Genomic DNA, 18,652 nt, shown 5'->3' on the forward strand with positions numbered 1-18,652 from the left:
GCGGCTGATTGCCACCGTTCAAATTGTGTAAGACGCCACATTTTACAGAATATTGAGCAGCGGAGTCGTGGCCCCTGCATCCTTGCTTGTAGAGACTAACTATTCTGCGTTTCAGTCATATCCATACTCACAGAAACACCGCTTCAGCAGCTTCCACGCTTCTATGGTTATGGATATGCCTTCCCATGGGGAAAAATGTGGTCGACGTATCGGGGGGAACGCCGACCACTGGCGAAGACTCTTCGCCGTTAAGCTGTTATCGATAGACTGCTACCGATAAGCATCTTGGTTTGGATTACAGCTTGATCGCTGTTTCCAGTGCGACATTCATCATTTGGGCAAATGATTTCTGACGCTCTTCTGCACTCAGTTTTTCACCACGCTTAATGTGGTCAGATACCGTCAGAATCGTCAGGGCTTTTGCGCCCAGTTCTGCCGCTACGCCGTAGATACCGGCGGCTTCCATATCCACACCCAGGATGCCCAGTTTTTCCATCTTGTCGAACAGATCCGCTTCCGGGCTGTAGAACAGGTCAGCAGAGAAAACGTTACCGACACGCACAGGCACGTTTTGCGCACGTGCTTCGCTCACTGCGGTTTCCAGCAGACCGAAATCTGCAATGGCGGCGAAGTCATGGTCGCTGAAACGGATACGGTTAACTTTGGAGTCTGTAGATGCACCCATACCGATGATGACATCCATCAGCTTCACGTCATCATGCACGGCGCCGCAGCTGCCGATACGGATGATGTTTTTCACGCCAAATTCTTTAATCAGTTCGTGAACATAGATTGAGCACGAAGGGATACCCATACCGTGGCCCATAACAGACACTGGCTGGCCTTTGTAAGTGCCGGTGTAACCGAACATGTTGCGCACATCACAAACCAGTTTGACATCATCAAGGTATGTCTCGGCAATGAATTTTGCGCGTAGTGGGTCGCCTGGCATCAGGACCGTTTCTGCAAAATCACCACGTTCAGCATTAATGTGTGGGGTAGCCATAGTTCACTCCAGATTCTGTTGTCTTTTCGTCAGTGACGGAAATTTAAGAGAAAAATCGTTCAACGATTGATTGATACGCGATACCGCCAAGGTAAACACCAACAATGCCCATGATTCCCGGTAGCACAGGAGGTGCAGGAAGAGGCAGCTTAACCGCCGAGAAAAATAGACCAACAATTAATCCTGCAACCATTGCAAGCAGAATCTCGCTCATGTGTTTACCCTCTAGCTTTGTGTCGTACTAAATAGTCGGCTTAGTGTGGCTGCTGTATCGCGCCTTTGTAATGTTCGCCGTTGTTGAGAGAAGTGTAAGCAAGGCTGTCACCCCTTCTCGCGATCACGATCACATTTTGCTGTCCTTTTAAGCAAAAATCACCCCTTGATTACTAATTCTGTTGAAAAGGCGAGGGGTATCGTTTGCGCAAAACAGCCTGAAAAACCGCCATCTGGAGGCGGTAAATATTATTATTCTTTTAATTTTCATATCATTAATGATTATTGTGAATCTGGAAAGTAATGTATGAACCTGAATGTAACAAGGATGAAATTTTGTGATCTTGTAATGCATTTCATTTTTCTGAAGCACATGAATTGAGTTAAAACTGCCCATTAATTGACCGGAGGGATAGAGCCATGCCCAGCCGCAGGTGGTGCTGAAGTGTCTGTTTCGGTGGCCTTTTCGGTATCTTTGGCGGGCAGAGCGGTATCAGATATCGCACTGGCCGGGGCGGCGGTACGCTGACTGAAAATGGTTTTTCCTTCCTTTATTGTTTCCAGCACTCGGATCTCCCTCAGCATGCCCGGGGCGATGGTGAGTGGATTGTCGGACAGGATAACCATGTCAGCCAGCTTTCCCGGGCTGAGGGAGCCTTTGGTGTCGTCTTCAAAAAACTGATACGCCGCCTGAATCGTCAGGGCTTTCAGGGCGGTGTCCGGATCAATTCGCTCATCCGGTCCGAGGATCACTCCGCTTTGGCTGAGTCGGTTTACGCTGCTCCAGATCGCCAGCAGGCTGCCTGGTAAGTGCTCAGTGGATTGAGGAGCGTTGTTGCTATTGTTATTACCGTTACCGCTACTGCTATCGCTGCGGGGCGGGTTATTACCGTTTGTGGTGCTGTCTTGTGACAGTGGTGGCAACTGGCAGTGATTAGAAAAAGGGAGGTTCAGGGTTTGCGCTGACTTCATCGGGCTCTGAAACTCACCTGATGCCTGGCCAACGTACTGCAAATCGGCATCGCCCTGCAGGTAAATTTGACTGCTGTTGAAGCAGGGAATGAGCCCCAGTTTGGCAAACTGCTCAAGCTGATTACGCCGCATAAACCGCGAGAACAGCACAACATGGCGCTGGTTTTGCTCGGCGCTGAGTTTTACTTCGTAGGCAACCTGAATAATCGCGTCAATGGCAGCGTCACCGACTGCATGGGTAAACACCTGTAAATTACGTTTTATGGCCTGACGGTAAAAGGCGGCGAGTTCACTGAAGGGGATGAGCGGTTCGCCGCGCCAGTTCTCCGGTTTACCGGGCGCGGAATGGTAGGGCAAGGCCAGCCAGGCCGATAGATCTCTGCTATCACCGTCCAGTACCAGTTTCACGCCTCCCAGTTTCAGCCGGCGTCGGTAGCTGCCAAAGGACCAGCTTTTGTCTTTCAATAAGGCTTCCACGTCGCTGTACAGTGGCAGTGCGATGAAATCCAGGCTCAGCTTGTCACTCAGTGCTGCATCTTGCAGTTGTTTTACACTGGCGGTATCGGCATAGCCGTCAACCACCGTTGTGAAGCCTTGACTGGCAAACGCATTTTGCGCCGCTTCCATTGAACCCAGTGTGGCCACTTCTGCTGCGAGCAGGGTGTGGGAGGCATAAAAACCCGGCAGCAGGGTTTGCCCGTTTAAATCGACGACGCGGGTGTGATTGCCCTTGTGCCGCAAAACCCCATCCTGGGTCCCAATGGCTTGGATTTTGCCATCCCGGACGGACAGGGCGTTGGCGGTAGGAGGATCGGCCATGGTCAGAATGGTGCCATTGAGATAAATCGTGTCAGCGTCCGGGGATGGGCCCAGGTCGCAGGCATTGAGCAGAGCAAGAAAACCAAGCAGGCAGGTAAACCTGAAAACTGCGAGCATCAGAGAAGCTACCTCAGGAACCATAATGGTATAAGCATAGGCGATGGTTTCGCAGTGAGCACCGGCAAGGAAATTGTCTGTGAAATTGGTAATTTGGCATGATTGGAACTACCAATTAAGGGGACGAGACGTTCCCGCCAGCGTGGTCTGAACCGTTACCCCACTCCTGGCGATATGAAGATATTTTTAGCTTTTCAGCTTGTACAGCAGCATTTCGAGGGACAGAAATCATGAAACAGTACGCAGCAGGTTTGTTGCTGATCGCGGCGATGCCCGCCTCAGCCGATATTTGGGGATTCAGTGTCGGCGCCAGTGCTGGGGCCGCTAGAATTGAATATCAGGGGAACGACGATTACGGTTACGAATATGGGGTTCACGCTTCGTATCCGTTCAACGATTTTCTCAGCATCAATGCCGGAGTGGTGCAGGGCAGCGCAGAAGTCGATGCCCGGGGGCAGTCGGCTAAAAATGACATTGACTACACCGCTTTTCCTCTCACGCTGCGGGGCGATATTCCTCTACTGATTGGCTCTGTGTACGCCAAAGCCGGCACGAACTACTATGACTACGATGTGGACAACCCGGTCACAGGCAAAAGTGATGACGGCTGGGGCTTTACCGGCGGTGCCGGTGTGGTCTTTACCTTGCTGCCGATTGTCGACATTTCCCTTGGCTATGAGTACCGCGAAATGGGGGCTGTGAAGAACAATGCGATTCTGCTGGGAATTGGTGCGAGCCTGTAATGTCCCGCGCATAGTGAGTATTCCAAGGTTTGGCTGAACTCCTATTATCAGAAAGCGGTTTCAAAAAGCCGGTTCACAACGTTGGAACGGTTGCGAGTTTGTGCCGTTACAGTTCGCACCGCAAGCGAAGCCGGTCTTTGTGCTGAAGGCCGTTTTCGAACAGTGGCGTGGGGTAATGACGAAGAAAATAGTCCGGTTCTACCGCAATAACCCGGAATCCGGCGCGCTGATAAAAGGTCAGCTGGTGGCCGAACGTGCCGGTTCCCAGTTCCAGGTAGCGAATCCCCTGATGCTTCATGGTTTCCATGATTTTCTGCAGGAATGCACTGCCCAGCCCCTGATTCTGAAACGCCGGTTCGATGGCGATGTTCATCAGCTCAGCCTGTTGTGCCGACTGCATTTGGATAGCGCAAATTCCAATCATCACAGTCGGCTTCGCATCTTTTTGCAGTTCGGCTCCCCAAATCAGGCAGTCAGACAAATACGTCTGAATCATGGCCGTTGAAGGTTCGGCTTCCAGCAGTAAGTTCATTGGTGCTTCTGCCGGAGCCAGGGCGCGCAGCTGTAATGATGATACATCCACTGTGGGTGGCTGAGCGTTGTGATTTGGCGTTGCACCTGGCTGCGATACAGCTTTTTCAGCTGAGTCAGAAGAGTCGCGATTAATCGGTGGCATAGTCATCGTTTCCCGTGCGGTGACATAAAGTATCCGGATCTGCACTGACACATCAGAGACAGAGTACGGCGTGTATAATGACAGGTATTCAGGACAGGTTCAGCGAAACGCCGCAATTTGTGACATTGTGACGTAAAGTCATGATGTAAAACAAGGTTTTGATCAATGATGCCCGACACGCACTCTTATACAATAATCAGAAAGAGAAGGCGCTCACCGGAGGAAAGCCATGACCAACTATGAACACTATCAATCCACAGTCGACCAGGTAAACCGGGTGATTCTTGAGGAAGTCAGTCAACCCTGGAAAATCCGGCATCATGATGCGTTAGCTGCGGATGAATGTGTGGTTAGCATGGTGGCACCAACTGGGACGGTTTGCCAGCACCTGAACCTTTCTGCGGAGCAGGCCCAAAGTTGCTGGCCGGATCAATCGGTTGTGGGCCGGCAGGTCATTGAATATATCGTTCGCGGAGCAGCAAGGCTGGCACCACTGCGTCAGAGCGCTTTTCGAAATAACTTCCCTCACTGGCTGGATCATGGCCTGCAACAAATTCACGATTTGACGTCGTCTAAGTCCAAAATTGAAACCTTTCTGGATGATCCCGGTTATCCCTATCCGAGTCAGGTCAATATTGGTGGCAACTACCTGCCTTGTTGGGTGTGGGGCGCTCAGGGTAATGAGCTGGCGATTTCAGTGATTGACCGCCGTACCGGCCATTTTGCCGACCCTAAAAATATTGCGCCGGAATTGCTGATTGATCGTGAAAAATGGTTGGGCGCACAAGTGATCGATTCGGTAGATGAATCCATTGAAACTATCCGTCATTACATTTCAGAGTTAATCCATCAACAACGGGAAAGCTTGCCTGATGAGCCAACGCTGGCAGATGCGATCCAAAACCCGACCACATCAACTCTGAGCCCGGTGCTGAGTGTGGCGTTGTTTATGGCGATCGTCGTCGGCTTTTTTGTGACTTTTAAATGGCTGCTCGGATTCTGAGTCCGCAACGCCGTCATGTGAGTGTGGTGATAATTGGCATTGGTGACAATTGGTATTAGTGACTTTTTTCGCTAAAATCGCCCGGTTATAGAGATTTAATCATGCAGGACATGACTCATGCATAATTTGACACTGCTCTCTGATGCAGAGCGAAACCGGATAGAGTTGGACAAACAAGCCGCTTATGCCGTTTGGCAGGTGAAACAGGCCAAAGTCGGATATGAGGTATTTGCCGAGATCGCGAATAAGATTGACGACGATGACGAACGCGAGTTTTTCGAACAGGCGGTCATGAAATATAAGCAGCAGATGGGGCTGTAAACCGTGTTGCAGCGGTATCGCTAGCTTCGGTGTGAACACTTTCGTACTGCTGCATGGGGGATTGCCGCGTGCAAATCAGTAGATGCTAACCGTGGAATGCAGCTTGTTGAGTATTGTCCATCTGGTTGCATTTACGCAGATCATGATATTAAGGCGCTACAGGCGCCTTTTTTGATGCAGTTTGGTATGTTACTGCCAGGGTTTCGATACCATTCCGGTTTTTAGAGCATCAGCCCGAACCGTGTAAACAGGGCAAGGAAAAAAGAATGAGCACAACCAAGAAAGTTCTTGTTGTCGATGACGATCAGGACATCCGCGAACTGCTGGATGAATATCTGACCAAAGCCGGTTTCAGTGTGACGACGGCAGCGGAAGGGGAAGAAATGAAACGCCGTCTGGCAATGGGATATCCGGATCTGATTTTACTGGATGTCATGATGCCGGGGGATGACGGTTTCACCCTGTGCCAGTACATTCGCAAAACGTCTGACGTTCCTATCATTATGCTGACAGCCGTCTCTGATGAGATGGATCAGATCATCGGGCTGGAGCTGGGCGCCGATGACTATATTGCTAAACCGTTTAGTCCCCGCCAGCTTATGGCACGTATCAAGGCGTTGTTGCGCCGGGTAAAGCCAACCGAGGCACAGCAGATGCCGACCGCTCCCAAGTCGATCCGTTTTGCCAACTGGCGTCTGGATACGGCGGCACAGCGACTGTATGACCTGGATAAAGGCAAAGATTATGAGCTCAGCGGCGGTGACTTTGCGTTGCTGATGCTGTTTCTGACCCGACCGAATGAGGTGTTGGATCGGGATACCATCTCTTTTGCCACTCGTGGGCGAGAAGCCACACCGTCAGCACGCGGCATCGACGTGCAACTGAGCCGACTGCGTCAGCGTCTGGGTGACAAAGGCAACCAGCAGCGACTGATCAAAACCATCCGAGGAAACGGCTATTCGTTCAACGCCGAAGTGATTTACGAAGAATAAATACGGTACAAAGAATTAGCACGACTGTGCCCGCAATGAAGGCCTGAGACGATGAATTTGCGAAAATTGTGGCCAAAATCTCTGTTGGCCCGCACCCTGTGGTTCACCTTATTGGCGGTCTTTCTGGCCCAGATGATCGCCACGATTATCTGGTACGGGCAGTCTAAACAGCGCGATATTGCTGGCCTGGAATCCGCATCGGCCAGCATGGCGAACATGTTTGCCTCGACGGTCACTTTCTTCCAGTCTCTGCCGCTTGAGTACCGTCATATTGTGCTGGATCAGCTGCGTAATATGGGAGGCACGCGCTTTTTCGTCTCCTTTAACGAAGAAGAAATCCGGATTGACCCGATCCCGGATTCGCTGATGAAAACCACGGCAGTCAGGGTGTTCGAAGATGTTTTACACGAAAAACTTCCCCGCCTGGATGTGATTCGGGTGGAGTTCTCTCGTCCGGAAACCTTACACGTCCTGAAAAATGACATTCTGTTGAGCGATCTGCCACGCTCCTGGGCGCACTATACCCTCAGTCTGGAGCCGTTGAATCCACCGATTCTGGTGGTACAGCTTGAGCTGGCTGAAAATGAATGGCTGTATATCGCAGCTTTGTTGCCTGCGCCGTATGTCAGCCTGAAAGATGAGTTTATTACCAGCCAGCAGGTGTTGTTTATGGTGTTTATCACCACCCTGTTGTTGCTGTTTACCTTCTTTATGATTCGTCGCCAGACCCGGCCGCTCAAACGGCTCGCCTATGCTGCCAACGCGATGAGCTTTGATATTTATCAGCCGCCGCTGAAAGAAGAAGGGGCCAGTGAGTTGGTGACGGCGACTCGCGCTTTTAACCGGATGCAGTTGCGTGTTCGTCGATACATTGATGATCGCGAACACCTGTTTTCTTCTATTTCACATGACCTTAAAACCCCCATAACTCGCTTGCGCCTGCGGGCTGAGCTGATTGATGATGAAGCCAAGATCGAGAAATTTAACCGCGATCTGGATGAGCTGGAGATGATGGTGAAAGGGGCGCTGCAAACGGTGAAAGATACTGATTTGCACGAGAACCTGACCGAAGTGGATGTCAACGAGCTGCTCCATAGCATTGCCGAACGTCATAACCGTGGCCATGTCAAAGTGCATCTGCCGGATACTCCGATTGCCCCATTGATGGGTAAACCGCTGGCGCTCAAGCGTTGTTTCAGCAACCTGATTGATAATGGGGTGAAATACGGCCATGAAGTGCACTTGATCATTAAAGACGAGAAAAGCTCGCTGATTCTGATCATTAAGGATAACGGACCGGGTATTCCGGAAAAAATGCTGGAAGCGGTCTTTGAACCCTATGTTCGTCTGGCAAAAGATGACGAGGGGCACGGTCTCGGTATGGGGATTGCGCGTAACATCATCCATGCTCATGGTGGCGATATGGCTATCCACAATGCTGTGGATGGCGGTTTAGAAGTGAAGGTGTTTATCCCGCGCCTGATGAAAGAAGAATAACTGAACATGAAACGACCTCGCACTCTGCTTGCATTGTGGTTGGCGTGTAGCACGACCAGTGTGACTGCCGGTGATGTGGAGATTCTGCACTGGTGGACATCCGGCGGAGAAGCCAATGCCGCAACTTATCTCAAGGACAACATTGAAGCGCGCGGCCATCACTGGAAAAACTTTGCCATTGCCGGTGGTGGCGGTGAAAGTGCCATGACGGTGCTGAAAACCCGTGCGGTATCGGGCAATCCCCCATCGGCAGCCCAGCTGAAAGGGCTGGATATTCAGGAATGGGGACGCTTAGGTTTTCTGAGTGATCTCAGTGTTGTGGCCGACGAGGCGCACTGGCCGGAAGTGGTGCCAGACGTGGCACGCCGGATCATGCTGTACAACGATCAGTATGTGGCTGTCCCGGTCAATATCCACCGGGTTAACTGGTTATGGGCCAATCCGGCCATACTGGCCAAAGTCGGAGTGGAAGTCCCTCGTACCCTGCCTGAGTTTTTTGCTGCGGCAGACAAAATCAAACAAGCGGGATATATTCCGCTTGCGCACGGTGGTCAGCAATGGCAGAACGTGACGCTGTTTGAGACGATTGCCTTGGCGGTGCTGGGCGCGGAGGGGTATCAACGGGCCTTTGTGGATTTGGATATGAGTGTGCTTTCCAGCCCGAAAATGGTCGAGGTGTTTCGCCAGTTTCTGCGGCTGAGGGACTATATTGATCCGGGCTATCGTGGGCGGGACTGGAACAGCGCCACTGAAATGGTCAGTCGGGGCGAGGCCGCGATGCAGATTATGGGTGATTGGGCCAAAGGGGAATTTGCCGCAGAAGGGCTAAAGCCGGGGCAGAATTATCTGTGTGTGGCAGCGCCCGGCACTGTCGGACAGTTTACCTACAACATTGACAGTTTTGCCTTTTTCAAGCTGACGAACGAGGCCGATATCAAGGCCCAGCAGGATCTTGCCCGTATCCTGCTCGACAAAACGTTTCAGGTTGGGTTTAACCAGCGCAAAGGGTCGATCCCGGTTCGGATGGATATGGACATGACGCCATTTGACCAGTGTGCCCGAGACTCCATGGCAGTGTTCCGGGAGAGCTTAACAAACGGTGGCCTAGTGCCGAGTCTGTCGCAGGGTATGGCCTCGACCAGTTATGTACAGGCCGCGATTTCTGATGTAGTCAGTGATTACTTCAATGCCAAGGCGGCCGATCCGGAGCAAGCGGCACAGCGTTTGGCTCGCGCGGTCAAATCCGCGATGTAGCCAGATTGAGCTGGAACTATTTGGTGGTAATTATTGTAAACAACACACGCTAGTTGCCTATTTTCCTTATACTTATAGCCAGAAGTCGTCAATGAATGCCGTTGCGTTTCCGTTGCGTTTCCGTTGCGTTTCCGTTGCGGAGAGTGCCGGGATACTGGCGCGAGTTTGGGGAGAGAAGGCAATGAAACTGTTGTTTTTGCTTCGTCATGCAAAGTCGTCCTGGGATGATCCATCGCTCGAAGACCATGCCCGCCCGTTGAGTAATCGCGGACTAAAAAATATTCCAAAGATGGTACACCGCCTCAATGCATGGCAGTGGGGACCGCAGCTGATCCTGACCAGCTCCGCGCTGCGTGCGAGTGAAACGGCCGGGTTATTTGCCCAGACGCTGTACAGCCGTCCGAAGCTTGAGGCTCGCGAGGAACTTTATACTGAATCGGCGTTTGAGTTGATGGATGTGATTCGTTCCTGTACCAATGTCGCCGATCGGATAATGCTAGTGGGCCACAATCCGGCGATCACCAACTTGGCACAGATGCTCGGGCTCAAAGCCGATTCGATTCCGACGTGTGGTGTGGTGGTGTTTGCGTTTGAAGTTGACTGCTGGAGTGCGATTGATTCCGGGCAGGCGACAGTCCTCTATTTTGACTACCCAAAGCGCGCCCGTCCTCAGCCGGAAGAGCTGATGGGTGACTGATTTTTACCAATCATTGGTGTTATTTGGCTGAAAGTTGCGCAAGCGGTTGGTTTTTCTAAAATTCAGGGTTTACAAGCTAGCCGTCCCCCGTTATTATTCGCCGCACTTACGGAGAGATGGCTGAGTGGTTGAAAGCACCGGTCTTGAAAACCGGCATACGTTAATAGCGTATCTAGGGTTCAAATCCCTATCTCTCCGCCACATTCTGGAAATTGGGCGAAAGCCGAATTTCACAAAGAATTGGAGCGGTAGTTCAGTTGGTTAGAATACCGGCCTGTCACGCCGGGGGTCGCGGGTTCGAGTCCCGTCCGCTCCGCCACTACAACGAAGCCTCGTCAGAAATGACGGGGCTTTTTTGTTTATGTTGGATTAGGTTTGTCCTGCGGCCAAATGAGTCCCGCTGGAGCGCCAGCCCGGCCGTTCCGCCACGACAACGAAGTCTCGTCAGAAATGACGGGGCTTTTTTGTTTGTGGTGAGTTTAGGTTTGTCCTGCGGACAAATGAGTCCCGCTGGATCGCCAGCCCGTCCGCTCCGCTACGACAACGAAGCCTCGTCAGAAATGACGGGGCTTTTTTGTTTGTGGTGAGTTTAGGTTTGCCCTGCGGCCAAATGAGTCCCGCTGGAGCGCCCGCCCGGCCGTTCCGTCACGACAACGAAGCCTTGTCAGAAATGACGGGGCTTTTTGTTTGTGTTGGGTTTAGGTTTGCCCTGCGGGACAATGAGTCCCGCTGGAGCGCCAGCCCGGCCGTTCCGTCACGACAACGAAGCCTTGTCAGAAATGACGGGGCTTTTTGTTTGTGTTGGGTTTAGGTTTGCCCTGCGGCCAAATGAGTCCCGCTGGAGCGCTCGCCCGGCCGTTCCGTCACGACAACGAAGCCTTGTCAGAAATGACGGGGCTTTTTGTTTGTGTTGGGTTTAGGTTTGCCCTGCGGTCAAATGAGTCCCGCTGGAGCGCCAGCCCGGCCGTTCCGCCACGACAACGAAGCCTCGTCAGAAATGACGGGGCTTTTTTGTTTATGTTGGATTAGGTTTGTCCTGCGGGCAAATGAGTCCCGCTGGAGCGCCAGCCCGGCCGTTCCGCCACGACAACGAAGCAGGATCAAGCTGTTTTAAGTTAAGTGGCTTGGTTAGGAGCTGGCTTACCGTTATGATTCGGCCATTCTCCTGGTGGGTGCCGGAATAAGGGTTTGCATGAAATCAACGATGACATTGTTAGGTTTGGGGATGTTGTTGGCCGGTTCAGTGATGGCGGCTGATACCAATGTCTCTGTTGAGTACCTGGCAACAAAAGGTAAAGAAGACAAGGCTGCGCGGCAGCTTATAGAGAAAAGCGGTATCAATGAAACGCTGACTGGGCTTTCTGACGCTTATTTTCCGTTTAAGGAAATGTTGACGGTAAGGTACGGCGGAGAAGAAGGGCCGCTGTACGATCCAGAAACACATATTGTTTATATTCCTTACTCATTTGTGACCGAATCACTGCATTATTTTCGGGAAAATGACTACGAAAAGCGGTTTGGAAAAGCGCCAAAGTTGGGGGCTATTGATACGGTGCTTCATACTTTACTCCATGAAGCCGGGCATGCATTCGTCGAAGACCACAATATTCCAGTGTTGGGCAAGGAAGAAGATGCGGTCGATAACTTTGCAACCCTGATGCTGATCAATTATGTGGAAGGTGGAGATGACGCCGCCATCAGTGCCGCAGATATGTTTGCGTTTGAGTCTGACGATCGCCCGGATTATTACGAACTCAGCGAATATATTGATGAGCACAGTTTCGACTTACAACGGTATTTTTCAACCTTGTGTCTGGTTTATGGTAGCGACCCTGAGAAACATAAGAATTTGCTGGATGAGGTCGAAAAAGAGGATCTTGCCGAGCGAAAAGAGTTATGTATAGCGCTTTTTCAGCAGTTGGATCACAACTGGCATCGCTATCTTGTCAGCAAATAGCGGTGTTATAGCTGAACATCACAGCCCGTTTAATGACCGTCCCCAAGCGGAGACGGTCTGAGTGCCAACGACTTAGCTTTTCAGAAGCTGCCAGTATTTTTCGTAGATATGGATGGCCGCGCCAATGTCATTGGTGAACTCGCCTTTTTCGATATCTTCGTCAGTTGGGAAAATGGTCTGGTTGTCCCGGACGTCCTGAGGCAGCAGTGCTTCTGCTTTGTCGTTGGAGGCAGGGAAACCGTACTCTTCGACGATTTTCACCTGATTTTCTGGCCGGTAGATAAAGTCGATGAACTTGTGCGCCAGGTCTTTGTTGTCGCTGCCTGCCGGGATAATGAAGTTATCCATCCATAGAATCGAACCTTCTTTCGGGTAAATGAAGGCCAGCTCTTTCATCTCTTTCTGCGCCAGATAGGCATTACCGTTCCACTGCATGCCAATGTTGGCTTCACCGGTAATAAACGGGACGTGCGGGGCATCGGAGTTATAAACCACCACGTTTGGGCGAAGTTTCAGCAGGTACTCATAGGCGGCTTTGACTTCGGCTTCATTGGTCGAGTTGATACTGTGTCCCTGTGCTTTCAGTGCCATGCCAAAGACATCACGCACATCGTCCAGCAGCATTACCTGCATGGCGAACTCTTTCTTCCACAGATCGTTCCAGCCTGAAACCTGCTCAGGCTTGATTACGTCAGAATTGTAAGCAATACCGGTCACGCCCCAGACGTATGGCAATGAATAGTCGTTGTTCGGGTCGAACTGCTGGCCCAGCAAACCCGGCTTAATGTCTTTCAGGTTTGGCAGTTTGCTCTTGTCAATTTTGGCCAGCATGCCTTCGCGCGACATCTTCTGAATAAAGTAAGTAGAGGCAAACGCCACATCGTAGCCTTTGTTATCCAGCAACTTCAGCTTGGTGTACATACTCTCGTTATTTTCGAACGTTGAGTAGTTGATTGTGACGTTGTATTCCTTTTCGAATGCTTTCAGTACCTCAACCGGCATATATTCCGCCCAGTTGTACACATTCAGTACGTTGCTGGCCGCAGAAGCATTCAGTGTGGACAGTGCAAATGTAAGTGCAGTCACCCCTTTAATTACTTTATGCATGTTTTCATAGTCCTTTTAACAGGCAGAGTCCGTATTGACGAGGCGAATGATAGGATAGGGGGGATACCTGTCAAAGGCGATAAGTCATTATTTTGAATTTCGTCTCGATAATAAATTGCTTGTCTGGGTAATGAACCCGTGACACCATGCGCGCCAATTTTCATAGGCATAATTTTGCGAGCAGCAGACATGGTTAAAGACAGTCAGTACATTGATAGTTATTATCAGGCAACCGTGACCCCTTTCCCGCAGCAACCTTCTCTGGATCAATCGGTTGAAGCCGATGTCTGTATCATCGGTGGTGGCATGACAGGTCTTTCCGCGGCCATTGAATTGCGCCAAAAAGGCTATTCGGTCGTGGTGCTGGAATCCCGTCGTCTGGCTTGGGGCGGATCTGGCCGAAACGGTGGCCAATGTCTGGTGGGCTATTGTCTGGGGCTGCGTGAAGTGGATGAAACCTATGGTCCGGAATGGGGCAAACAACTGTGGGATTTATCCTGTGAAGCCGTGGATATCGCCCGCGAACGCATCGAAACATTCAAGATTGAATGTGATTTCCAGCAAGGATACATCGAGTTAGCTCTGAATAAGAGTCAGGAAGCGGAACTGCAATCTTGGCTGGAGCTGAAACAGAGCCGGTATGACTATCCAAGCGCCAGCTGGTGGGACAAGGACGACATCAATCAGGTTGCCCACACCGAGCATTATCTCGGGGGATTGTTCGACACCAATAGTGCGCACTTACATCCGCTAAACTATACCCTGGGTCTGGCTCGTGCAGCGCTGGAACTGGGGGCAACCTTGTACGAAAATACATCGGCGCAAAAAATTGAAAAAGGTCAGCCTCATGTAATTCACACCGATAAAGGCAGGGTAAAAGCCCGTCAGGTGTTACTGGCCTGCAATGCGTATCTGGATGGATTAGACAGAAAAGCGCAGAGTGTGGTGCTGCCGGTGGCGTCCTATATCGCAGTGACGGAGCCGCTGGGTGATCGCCAGCCGATCAGTAATAAAATGGCGATGTCTGATCTGAATAATTGTCTGGATTATTATCGTCCTACCGCGGATGGGCGGATTCTGTTTGGCGGCGTGAACCACCCGTTCAATGGGGAATATACCGACTCTATGGAGCGACTGCGTCAACGCATGATCAAGGTGTTCCCACAACTGTCAGATGTCAGGATGGACTACCACTGGGGCGGGTTGTTCGCGGTGACCCGTTCGTACATGCCGCAGATCGATCATCTGGGTCACGATATCTACGTTGCACACGGTTACACTGGTCATGGCGTCGGGCTCACTAACATTGCCGGTCGGGTTGTGGCCGAAGCGATGTCGGGCACTGCCGAGCGTTTCGATGTGTTTGCCAGAATCAAGCATGGCTGGATTCCGACCCCGAAGGTGCTGCGAACACCAGCATTAGCACTGGCGGTGTGGAAAGCTAAGCTGGAAGATGCGTTGGAGCGCTGATCATTCCACGGGCACAGAGGGCAGCATGGGCTGCCTTTTGTCTTCTTGTTGCCCGGGTTTGTGCGTTGCCCTAAGTGGCCTGTTACTGGTTATGCGGCGAGTTGGCAATTTCTTCGCTCACCCAGTGCAGCAACTGTTTGATTGCCCGCGAGAGCACCTGATTCTGCCGCACAATATATCCCAGACTGGTGGTCGGAAAATCCGGCAGTGGCGTAATGGTGCTTTTAAGGTTGAGTTTAGGGTGCAGCGAGAAAGCCGGTACAATCGCAATGCCAAATCCCGCCTCGGCCCAGTCAATCTGAGCATCGACACTTCCGACTTCCATAACCCGGTATTTGGGCAATTTCAGGCTCGGCAGCGCCAGATCGATCAGGTCGCGGGTACGGGTATCGTGCCCCAGCAGAATCAGGGTGGGTCCATCTCCCGAAGTATGGGGCGATTGCCCCCTGGCTTGCTGTTGCCAGTCTGCCAGTCCGTTTCCCAGGGCACACCAGCGTACCTGGCGTAATTCAGTAAAGTGCAGCGGCTGACTTTCTTTCTGAGCGATGACAAACCCCAGATCGGCCCTGGCACTTTTAACCAGCTCAGCAGCCTGACTGGACGTGGTGTTAAACAGCGACAGGTCGATCCCCGGAAACTCCCGCTTAAAAGACTGAAACGGTTTGATCAGCAGCAGGCGTGAAATAATGTCACTGGCGGCAATGGAAAGGGTGCCTCGACACAGGTCATTGATCGCGTTCAGATCGGCCTGACAGATCTGCAACTCCTGCAACGTTGACTGAGCACTTTGTAGTAAGCGCTCACCTGCTTGCGTCAGTCTGAAGGGGTTCCGTTCGATCAGTTTGACCCGGGTCGCCTGCTCCAGTTGTTTGATATGCAGACTGACATTGGGCTGGGTCATGTGCAGTTCGGAAGCGGTTTTACCAAAGTGCTCCAATCGTGCCAACGTCACAAATGTATTTAACCAGTGTAAATCGAGCATGCTTCCTCGCTTAATGTCCGTCGTTAGGCCGTGTACGCCGCCTCCTATTCTACCTTTTGTCCCACAAAATCCCATATGGAATTCTTATTAGCCCAATAACGATTATTAATTTTTCTTATTGGCTGAGCGGGCATAGCATAAGGGCTTCGAGATTAAGGAGAGTTAATTATGTCGTCTATCGTTGTTGTTGGTGCAAACTGGGGTGATGAAGGCAAAGGCCGCATCGTGGATTTTCTGGCTGAGCAGGCATCAGCAAGTATCCGTTTCCAGGGCGGTAACAATGCCGGTCACACCGTTGTGAATGACCTGGGTACGTTCAAGCTGCACCAGCTGCCGAGCGGCGTATTTAACCCTGACTGTCTGGCGGTGCTAGGCCCTGGTATGGTGATCAGCCCTGAGAAGCTGTCTCAAGAACTGGCGGAAGTTGAAGCTGCAGGCGTAAAAGTGAACCTGTGCATCTCTGACCGCGCGACTCTTTGTCTTCCACTCCACGCTTTAGAAGACACCCTTGAAGAAGAGCGTCTTGGTGACGGTGCTTACGGTTCAACACGCCAGGGCATAGCGCCGGCTTACGGTGACCGTGTGATGAAAAAAGGCATTCTGGTTGGCTGGCTGCAGCAACCTGAGGTGCTGAAAGAACGTATTCAGTTCCTGCTGGATTGGAAACTGCCTCAGCTGAAAGCGCTGTACCCAAGCTGTGATTTCAACCAGACTGCAGAAGAGATGACTCAGTGGCTGCTTGAAGTGTCTGAGCCATGGCGTCACGCAATCACTAACGTGACTCTGCCGCTGAAAGCGCTGCAGGCAAAAGGCGAGAACCTGCTGTTCGAAGCTCAGCTGGGTGCCGGTCGTGACCTGGTTTACGGTGAATACCCTTGGACAACGTCTTCGAATGTTGTGTCTATGTATGCCGGTATTGGCGGCGGTCTGCCTGCTCTGCGTCCGGAGCGTGTGATTGCTGTAGCGAAAGCGTTCAGCTCATCAGTAGGTACCGGTACGTTGATCACGGCAATGGAAGAGCAAGATGCCTTCCGTGAAGCGGCTAATGAATTTGGTGCAACCACGGGTCGTCCACGTGATATGGGTTATTTTGATGCTGTTGCAACACGTAACGGTGTTGAACTACAGGCTGCAACTGAAGTGGCGCTGACTAAGCTTGATTGCCTGAGTGGTCTGGAAGATCTGAAGATCTGTGTTGCCTACGACGGTAAGCACAGTGAAAACCCAATCTGGCCTCAAACGGCTGCACTGGCACCAGTTTACGAGAAAATGGAAGGCTGGAGCGAAGACATTACGGGTTGTCGTGCATTTGAAGAACTGCCTAAGGCTGCACAGGCTTATGTACTGCGCGTTGAAGAGCTGATGGGTGTTCCGGTGAAAATGGTTTCTGTTGGTCCAGGCCGCGAACAGATGATCATGCGTTAATAGTCACAGAAACTCATTCTGTTAGACCTAGACATGTTAGACCTGGGTGTATAAGACGGATTTATTGATAAATAGATTATGTAAGAAACAGATTCGTTAGGTATATAGTCCTAAGGCACAAGCCAGTACCGATTTGGTACTGGCTTTTTTTTCGTTTAGTCAGCAGGACAAATGCCACTGGCAGAGTGTTTGCCCCAAAGCCTCACGAACCGCGCTTAAATCTGATCAACAACGGCATGAACAGCAGCCAGCACATCCTGACCAAAAGCCACACTGCGTTCCGGAGACCAGCCGTAGACTTCATCCGCATGGCTGATGTGATCTTTAAATGGCATTTCAACGGTGTAAGACAGGCACTTAAATTGCTCTGCGACCCAGTTTGAACCAATGGTCAAATTTGCCTGGCCCGGCGCATCTTTGTCGTAACCGTGCTCATCCTGAAACTCTGGTGTAATGGTCAGTAGTGCTTGTTTAAAGGCATTCTCCAGCGCGGCATGACGCTCGTCGTAAGACGGAATGCCCTCGCTGCCTGCAACAAAGTTATACGGAATCGCTTCGTCGCCGTGAATATCCAGGAACATGTCGACCCCGGTTTGCAGCATACGCTCACGGACCAGATAGACTTCAGGGCTTTTCTCCATTGAAGGCGTTTGCCATTCGCGGTTCAGGTTGATGCCGACCGCATTCGTGCGCAGGTGACCTCGAATACTGCCGTCCGGGTTCATGTTAGGAACCACATGGAATACGGCTTTGTTCAGTAGCGCACGGCCCAGGGTATCGGTGTCATCTAGCAGGCGTTGCAGCATGCCTTCAATGAACCATTCCGCCATGGTTTCGCCCGGATGCTGACGACCGATAATCCAGATGTTCTTTTTCCCTTCCTCCGGCTCACCAATGGTCAGCAGGCTCATATCATTGTTGTCCAGTGTCGCCCCTAGTGTTTCCAGGCGGCAGGCAGGATGTAACTGAGCCTGATGCAACAAATCCTGGTGGCGGTCGTACGAATACGGTGCGAAGTAGGCGAAGTACATCGAGCCATATTCAGGGTAAGCGGTGAAGCTCAGCGTATCACCGTCAAAATCTGCCGGAATACGGAACCACTCTTCACGATCATATGAGGCAACGACATCGTAGTCTTTCCAACCTTCCGGATAGGCAGATTTCGCCAAATTAAGCAGTTTGAAGTGGTGGGGAATTTGCGGCTCGCTTTCCAGGCGAAAGTGAAACCATTGGGCAATGTCAGATTGATTGTCAGCAGGAATGGCAAGTTGGATATCGTCTGGCGTTTCTACTTTAACGATCTCGATATTCCCGCTTTCGAAGTTACTGAAAATTTTCATTGTTATCATTTTGTGGTTTGAGGTAATGAAGAGGTTAGCAGTAACCCTGATGACTTTAAAG

17 protein-coding genes and 2 tRNA genes are annotated in these 18,652 nt (G+C 51.3%); 12 read left to right on the forward strand and 7 right to left on the reverse strand.

Annotated elements, in window-relative coordinates; genetic code table 11:
- Positions 1-295: 295 nt before the first annotated feature.
- From deoD to PGW97_RS16715, 3 genes are all read right to left on the reverse strand, one after another.
- Positions 296-1,006: a purine-nucleoside phosphorylase gene (deoD, locus tag PGW97_RS16705; protein WP_047885190.1), complete on the reverse strand. Its 711-nt coding sequence runs from the start codon at positions 1,004-1,006 to the stop codon at positions 296-298.
- Between the two features lie 43 nt (positions 1,007-1,049).
- Complete coding sequence (locus PGW97_RS16710) at positions 1,050-1,220, reverse strand: XapX domain-containing protein (RefSeq protein WP_047885189.1); 171 nt, start codon at positions 1,218-1,220, stop codon at positions 1,050-1,052.
- A 395-nt stretch (positions 1,221-1,615) separates the two neighbouring features.
- Positions 1,616-3,127: an amidohydrolase gene (locus PGW97_RS16715; RefSeq protein ID WP_273860178.1), complete on the reverse strand. Its 1,512-nt coding sequence runs from the start codon at positions 3,125-3,127 to the stop codon at positions 1,616-1,618.
- A gap of 230 nt (positions 3,128-3,357) precedes the next feature.
- Here PGW97_RS16715 and PGW97_RS16720 point away from each other — a divergent pair, with 230 nt between their 5' ends.
- The gene (locus PGW97_RS16720) at positions 3,358-3,870 is read left to right on the forward strand and encodes a porin family protein (RefSeq protein ID WP_047885187.1); all 513 of its coding nucleotides are present in this window, start codon (positions 3,358-3,360) and stop codon (positions 3,868-3,870) included.
- A 106-nt stretch (positions 3,871-3,976) separates the two neighbouring features.
- On the opposite strand, the gene PGW97_RS16725 is transcribed toward PGW97_RS16720, so the two are convergent.
- Complete coding sequence (locus PGW97_RS16725) at positions 3,977-4,546, reverse strand: GNAT family N-acetyltransferase (RefSeq protein ID WP_273860179.1); 570 nt, start codon at positions 4,544-4,546, stop codon at positions 3,977-3,979.
- Positions 4,547-4,775: 229 nt separating this feature from the next.
- Here PGW97_RS16725 and PGW97_RS16730 point away from each other — a divergent pair, with 229 nt between their 5' ends.
- From PGW97_RS16730 to PGW97_RS16770, 9 genes are all read left to right on the forward strand, one after another.
- Complete coding sequence (locus tag PGW97_RS16730; protein WP_047885186.1) at positions 4,776-5,549, forward strand: hypothetical protein; 774 nt, start codon at positions 4,776-4,778, stop codon at positions 5,547-5,549.
- 117 nt (positions 5,550-5,666) lie between these two features.
- Positions 5,667-5,870: a DUF3283 family protein gene (locus tag PGW97_RS16735; protein ID WP_047885185.1), complete on the forward strand. Its 204-nt coding sequence runs from the start codon at positions 5,667-5,669 to the stop codon at positions 5,868-5,870.
- 266 nt (positions 5,871-6,136) lie between these two features.
- Positions 6,137-6,862, forward strand: a complete 726-nt coding sequence (locus tag PGW97_RS16740) for a response regulator (RefSeq protein WP_217393563.1) — start codon at positions 6,137-6,139, stop codon at positions 6,860-6,862.
- 51 nt (positions 6,863-6,913) lie between these two features.
- Positions 6,914-8,359: an ATP-binding protein gene (locus tag PGW97_RS16745; RefSeq protein WP_047885183.1), complete on the forward strand. Its 1,446-nt coding sequence runs from the start codon at positions 6,914-6,916 to the stop codon at positions 8,357-8,359.
- Positions 8,360-8,365: 6 nt separating this feature from the next.
- Positions 8,366-9,613 carry an ABC transporter substrate-binding protein gene (locus PGW97_RS16750; RefSeq protein ID WP_273860180.1) on the forward strand — a complete coding sequence of 416 codons (1,248 nt, stop codon included), beginning with the start codon at positions 8,366-8,368 and terminating at the stop codon, positions 9,611-9,613.
- A 181-nt stretch (positions 9,614-9,794) separates the two neighbouring features.
- Positions 9,795-10,310 (forward strand): SixA phosphatase family protein, encoded by a 516-nt coding sequence (locus PGW97_RS16755; protein WP_047885181.1) that lies wholly within the window; start codon positions 9,795-9,797, stop codon positions 10,308-10,310.
- A 110-nt stretch (positions 10,311-10,420) separates the two neighbouring features.
- Positions 10,421-10,511, forward strand: a tRNA-Ser gene (locus PGW97_RS16760).
- Between the two features lie 41 nt (positions 10,512-10,552).
- Positions 10,553-10,629: transfer RNA gene (locus PGW97_RS16765), tRNA-Asp, on the forward strand.
- Between the two features lie 873 nt (positions 10,630-11,502).
- The gene (locus tag PGW97_RS16770; RefSeq protein ID WP_254463246.1) at positions 11,503-12,267 is read left to right on the forward strand and encodes a DUF4344 domain-containing metallopeptidase; all 765 of its coding nucleotides are present in this window, start codon (positions 11,503-11,505) and stop codon (positions 12,265-12,267) included.
- 72 nt (positions 12,268-12,339) lie between these two features.
- On the opposite strand, the gene PGW97_RS16775 is transcribed toward PGW97_RS16770, so the two are convergent.
- Positions 12,340-13,374, reverse strand: coding sequence for an ABC transporter substrate-binding protein (locus PGW97_RS16775; RefSeq protein ID WP_217393423.1), 1,035 nt, complete (start codon positions 13,372-13,374; stop codon positions 12,340-12,342).
- A gap of 189 nt (positions 13,375-13,563) precedes the next feature.
- Here PGW97_RS16775 and PGW97_RS16780 point away from each other — a divergent pair, with 189 nt between their 5' ends.
- On the forward strand, positions 13,564-14,844 hold the full coding sequence (locus tag PGW97_RS16780; protein ID WP_217393424.1) for an NAD(P)/FAD-dependent oxidoreductase: 1,281 nt from the start codon (positions 13,564-13,566) through the stop codon (positions 14,842-14,844).
- A gap of 82 nt (positions 14,845-14,926) precedes the next feature.
- Here PGW97_RS16780 and PGW97_RS16785 read toward each other — a convergent pair whose 3' ends face one another.
- Positions 14,927-15,826 (reverse strand): LysR family transcriptional regulator, encoded by a 900-nt coding sequence (locus PGW97_RS16785; RefSeq protein WP_047887852.1) that lies wholly within the window; start codon positions 15,824-15,826, stop codon positions 14,927-14,929.
- 168 nt (positions 15,827-15,994) lie between these two features.
- Between PGW97_RS16785 and PGW97_RS16790 the strand changes: the two genes are divergently transcribed.
- Positions 15,995-17,251: an adenylosuccinate synthase gene (locus PGW97_RS16790; RefSeq protein WP_047887853.1), complete on the forward strand. Its 1,257-nt coding sequence runs from the start codon at positions 15,995-15,997 to the stop codon at positions 17,249-17,251.
- Positions 17,252-17,466: 215 nt separating this feature from the next.
- On the opposite strand, the gene PGW97_RS16795 is transcribed toward PGW97_RS16790, so the two are convergent.
- Positions 17,467-18,591: a M14 family metallopeptidase gene (locus PGW97_RS16795; protein ID WP_273860181.1), complete on the reverse strand. Its 1,125-nt coding sequence runs from the start codon at positions 18,589-18,591 to the stop codon at positions 17,467-17,469.
- Between the last annotated feature and the right edge of the window lie 61 nt (positions 18,592-18,652).

Source organism: Photobacterium sp. GSS17, from assembly GCF_028621875.1.
Classification (GTDB): domain Bacteria; phylum Pseudomonadota; class Gammaproteobacteria; order Enterobacterales; family Vibrionaceae; genus Photobacterium; species Photobacterium ganghwense.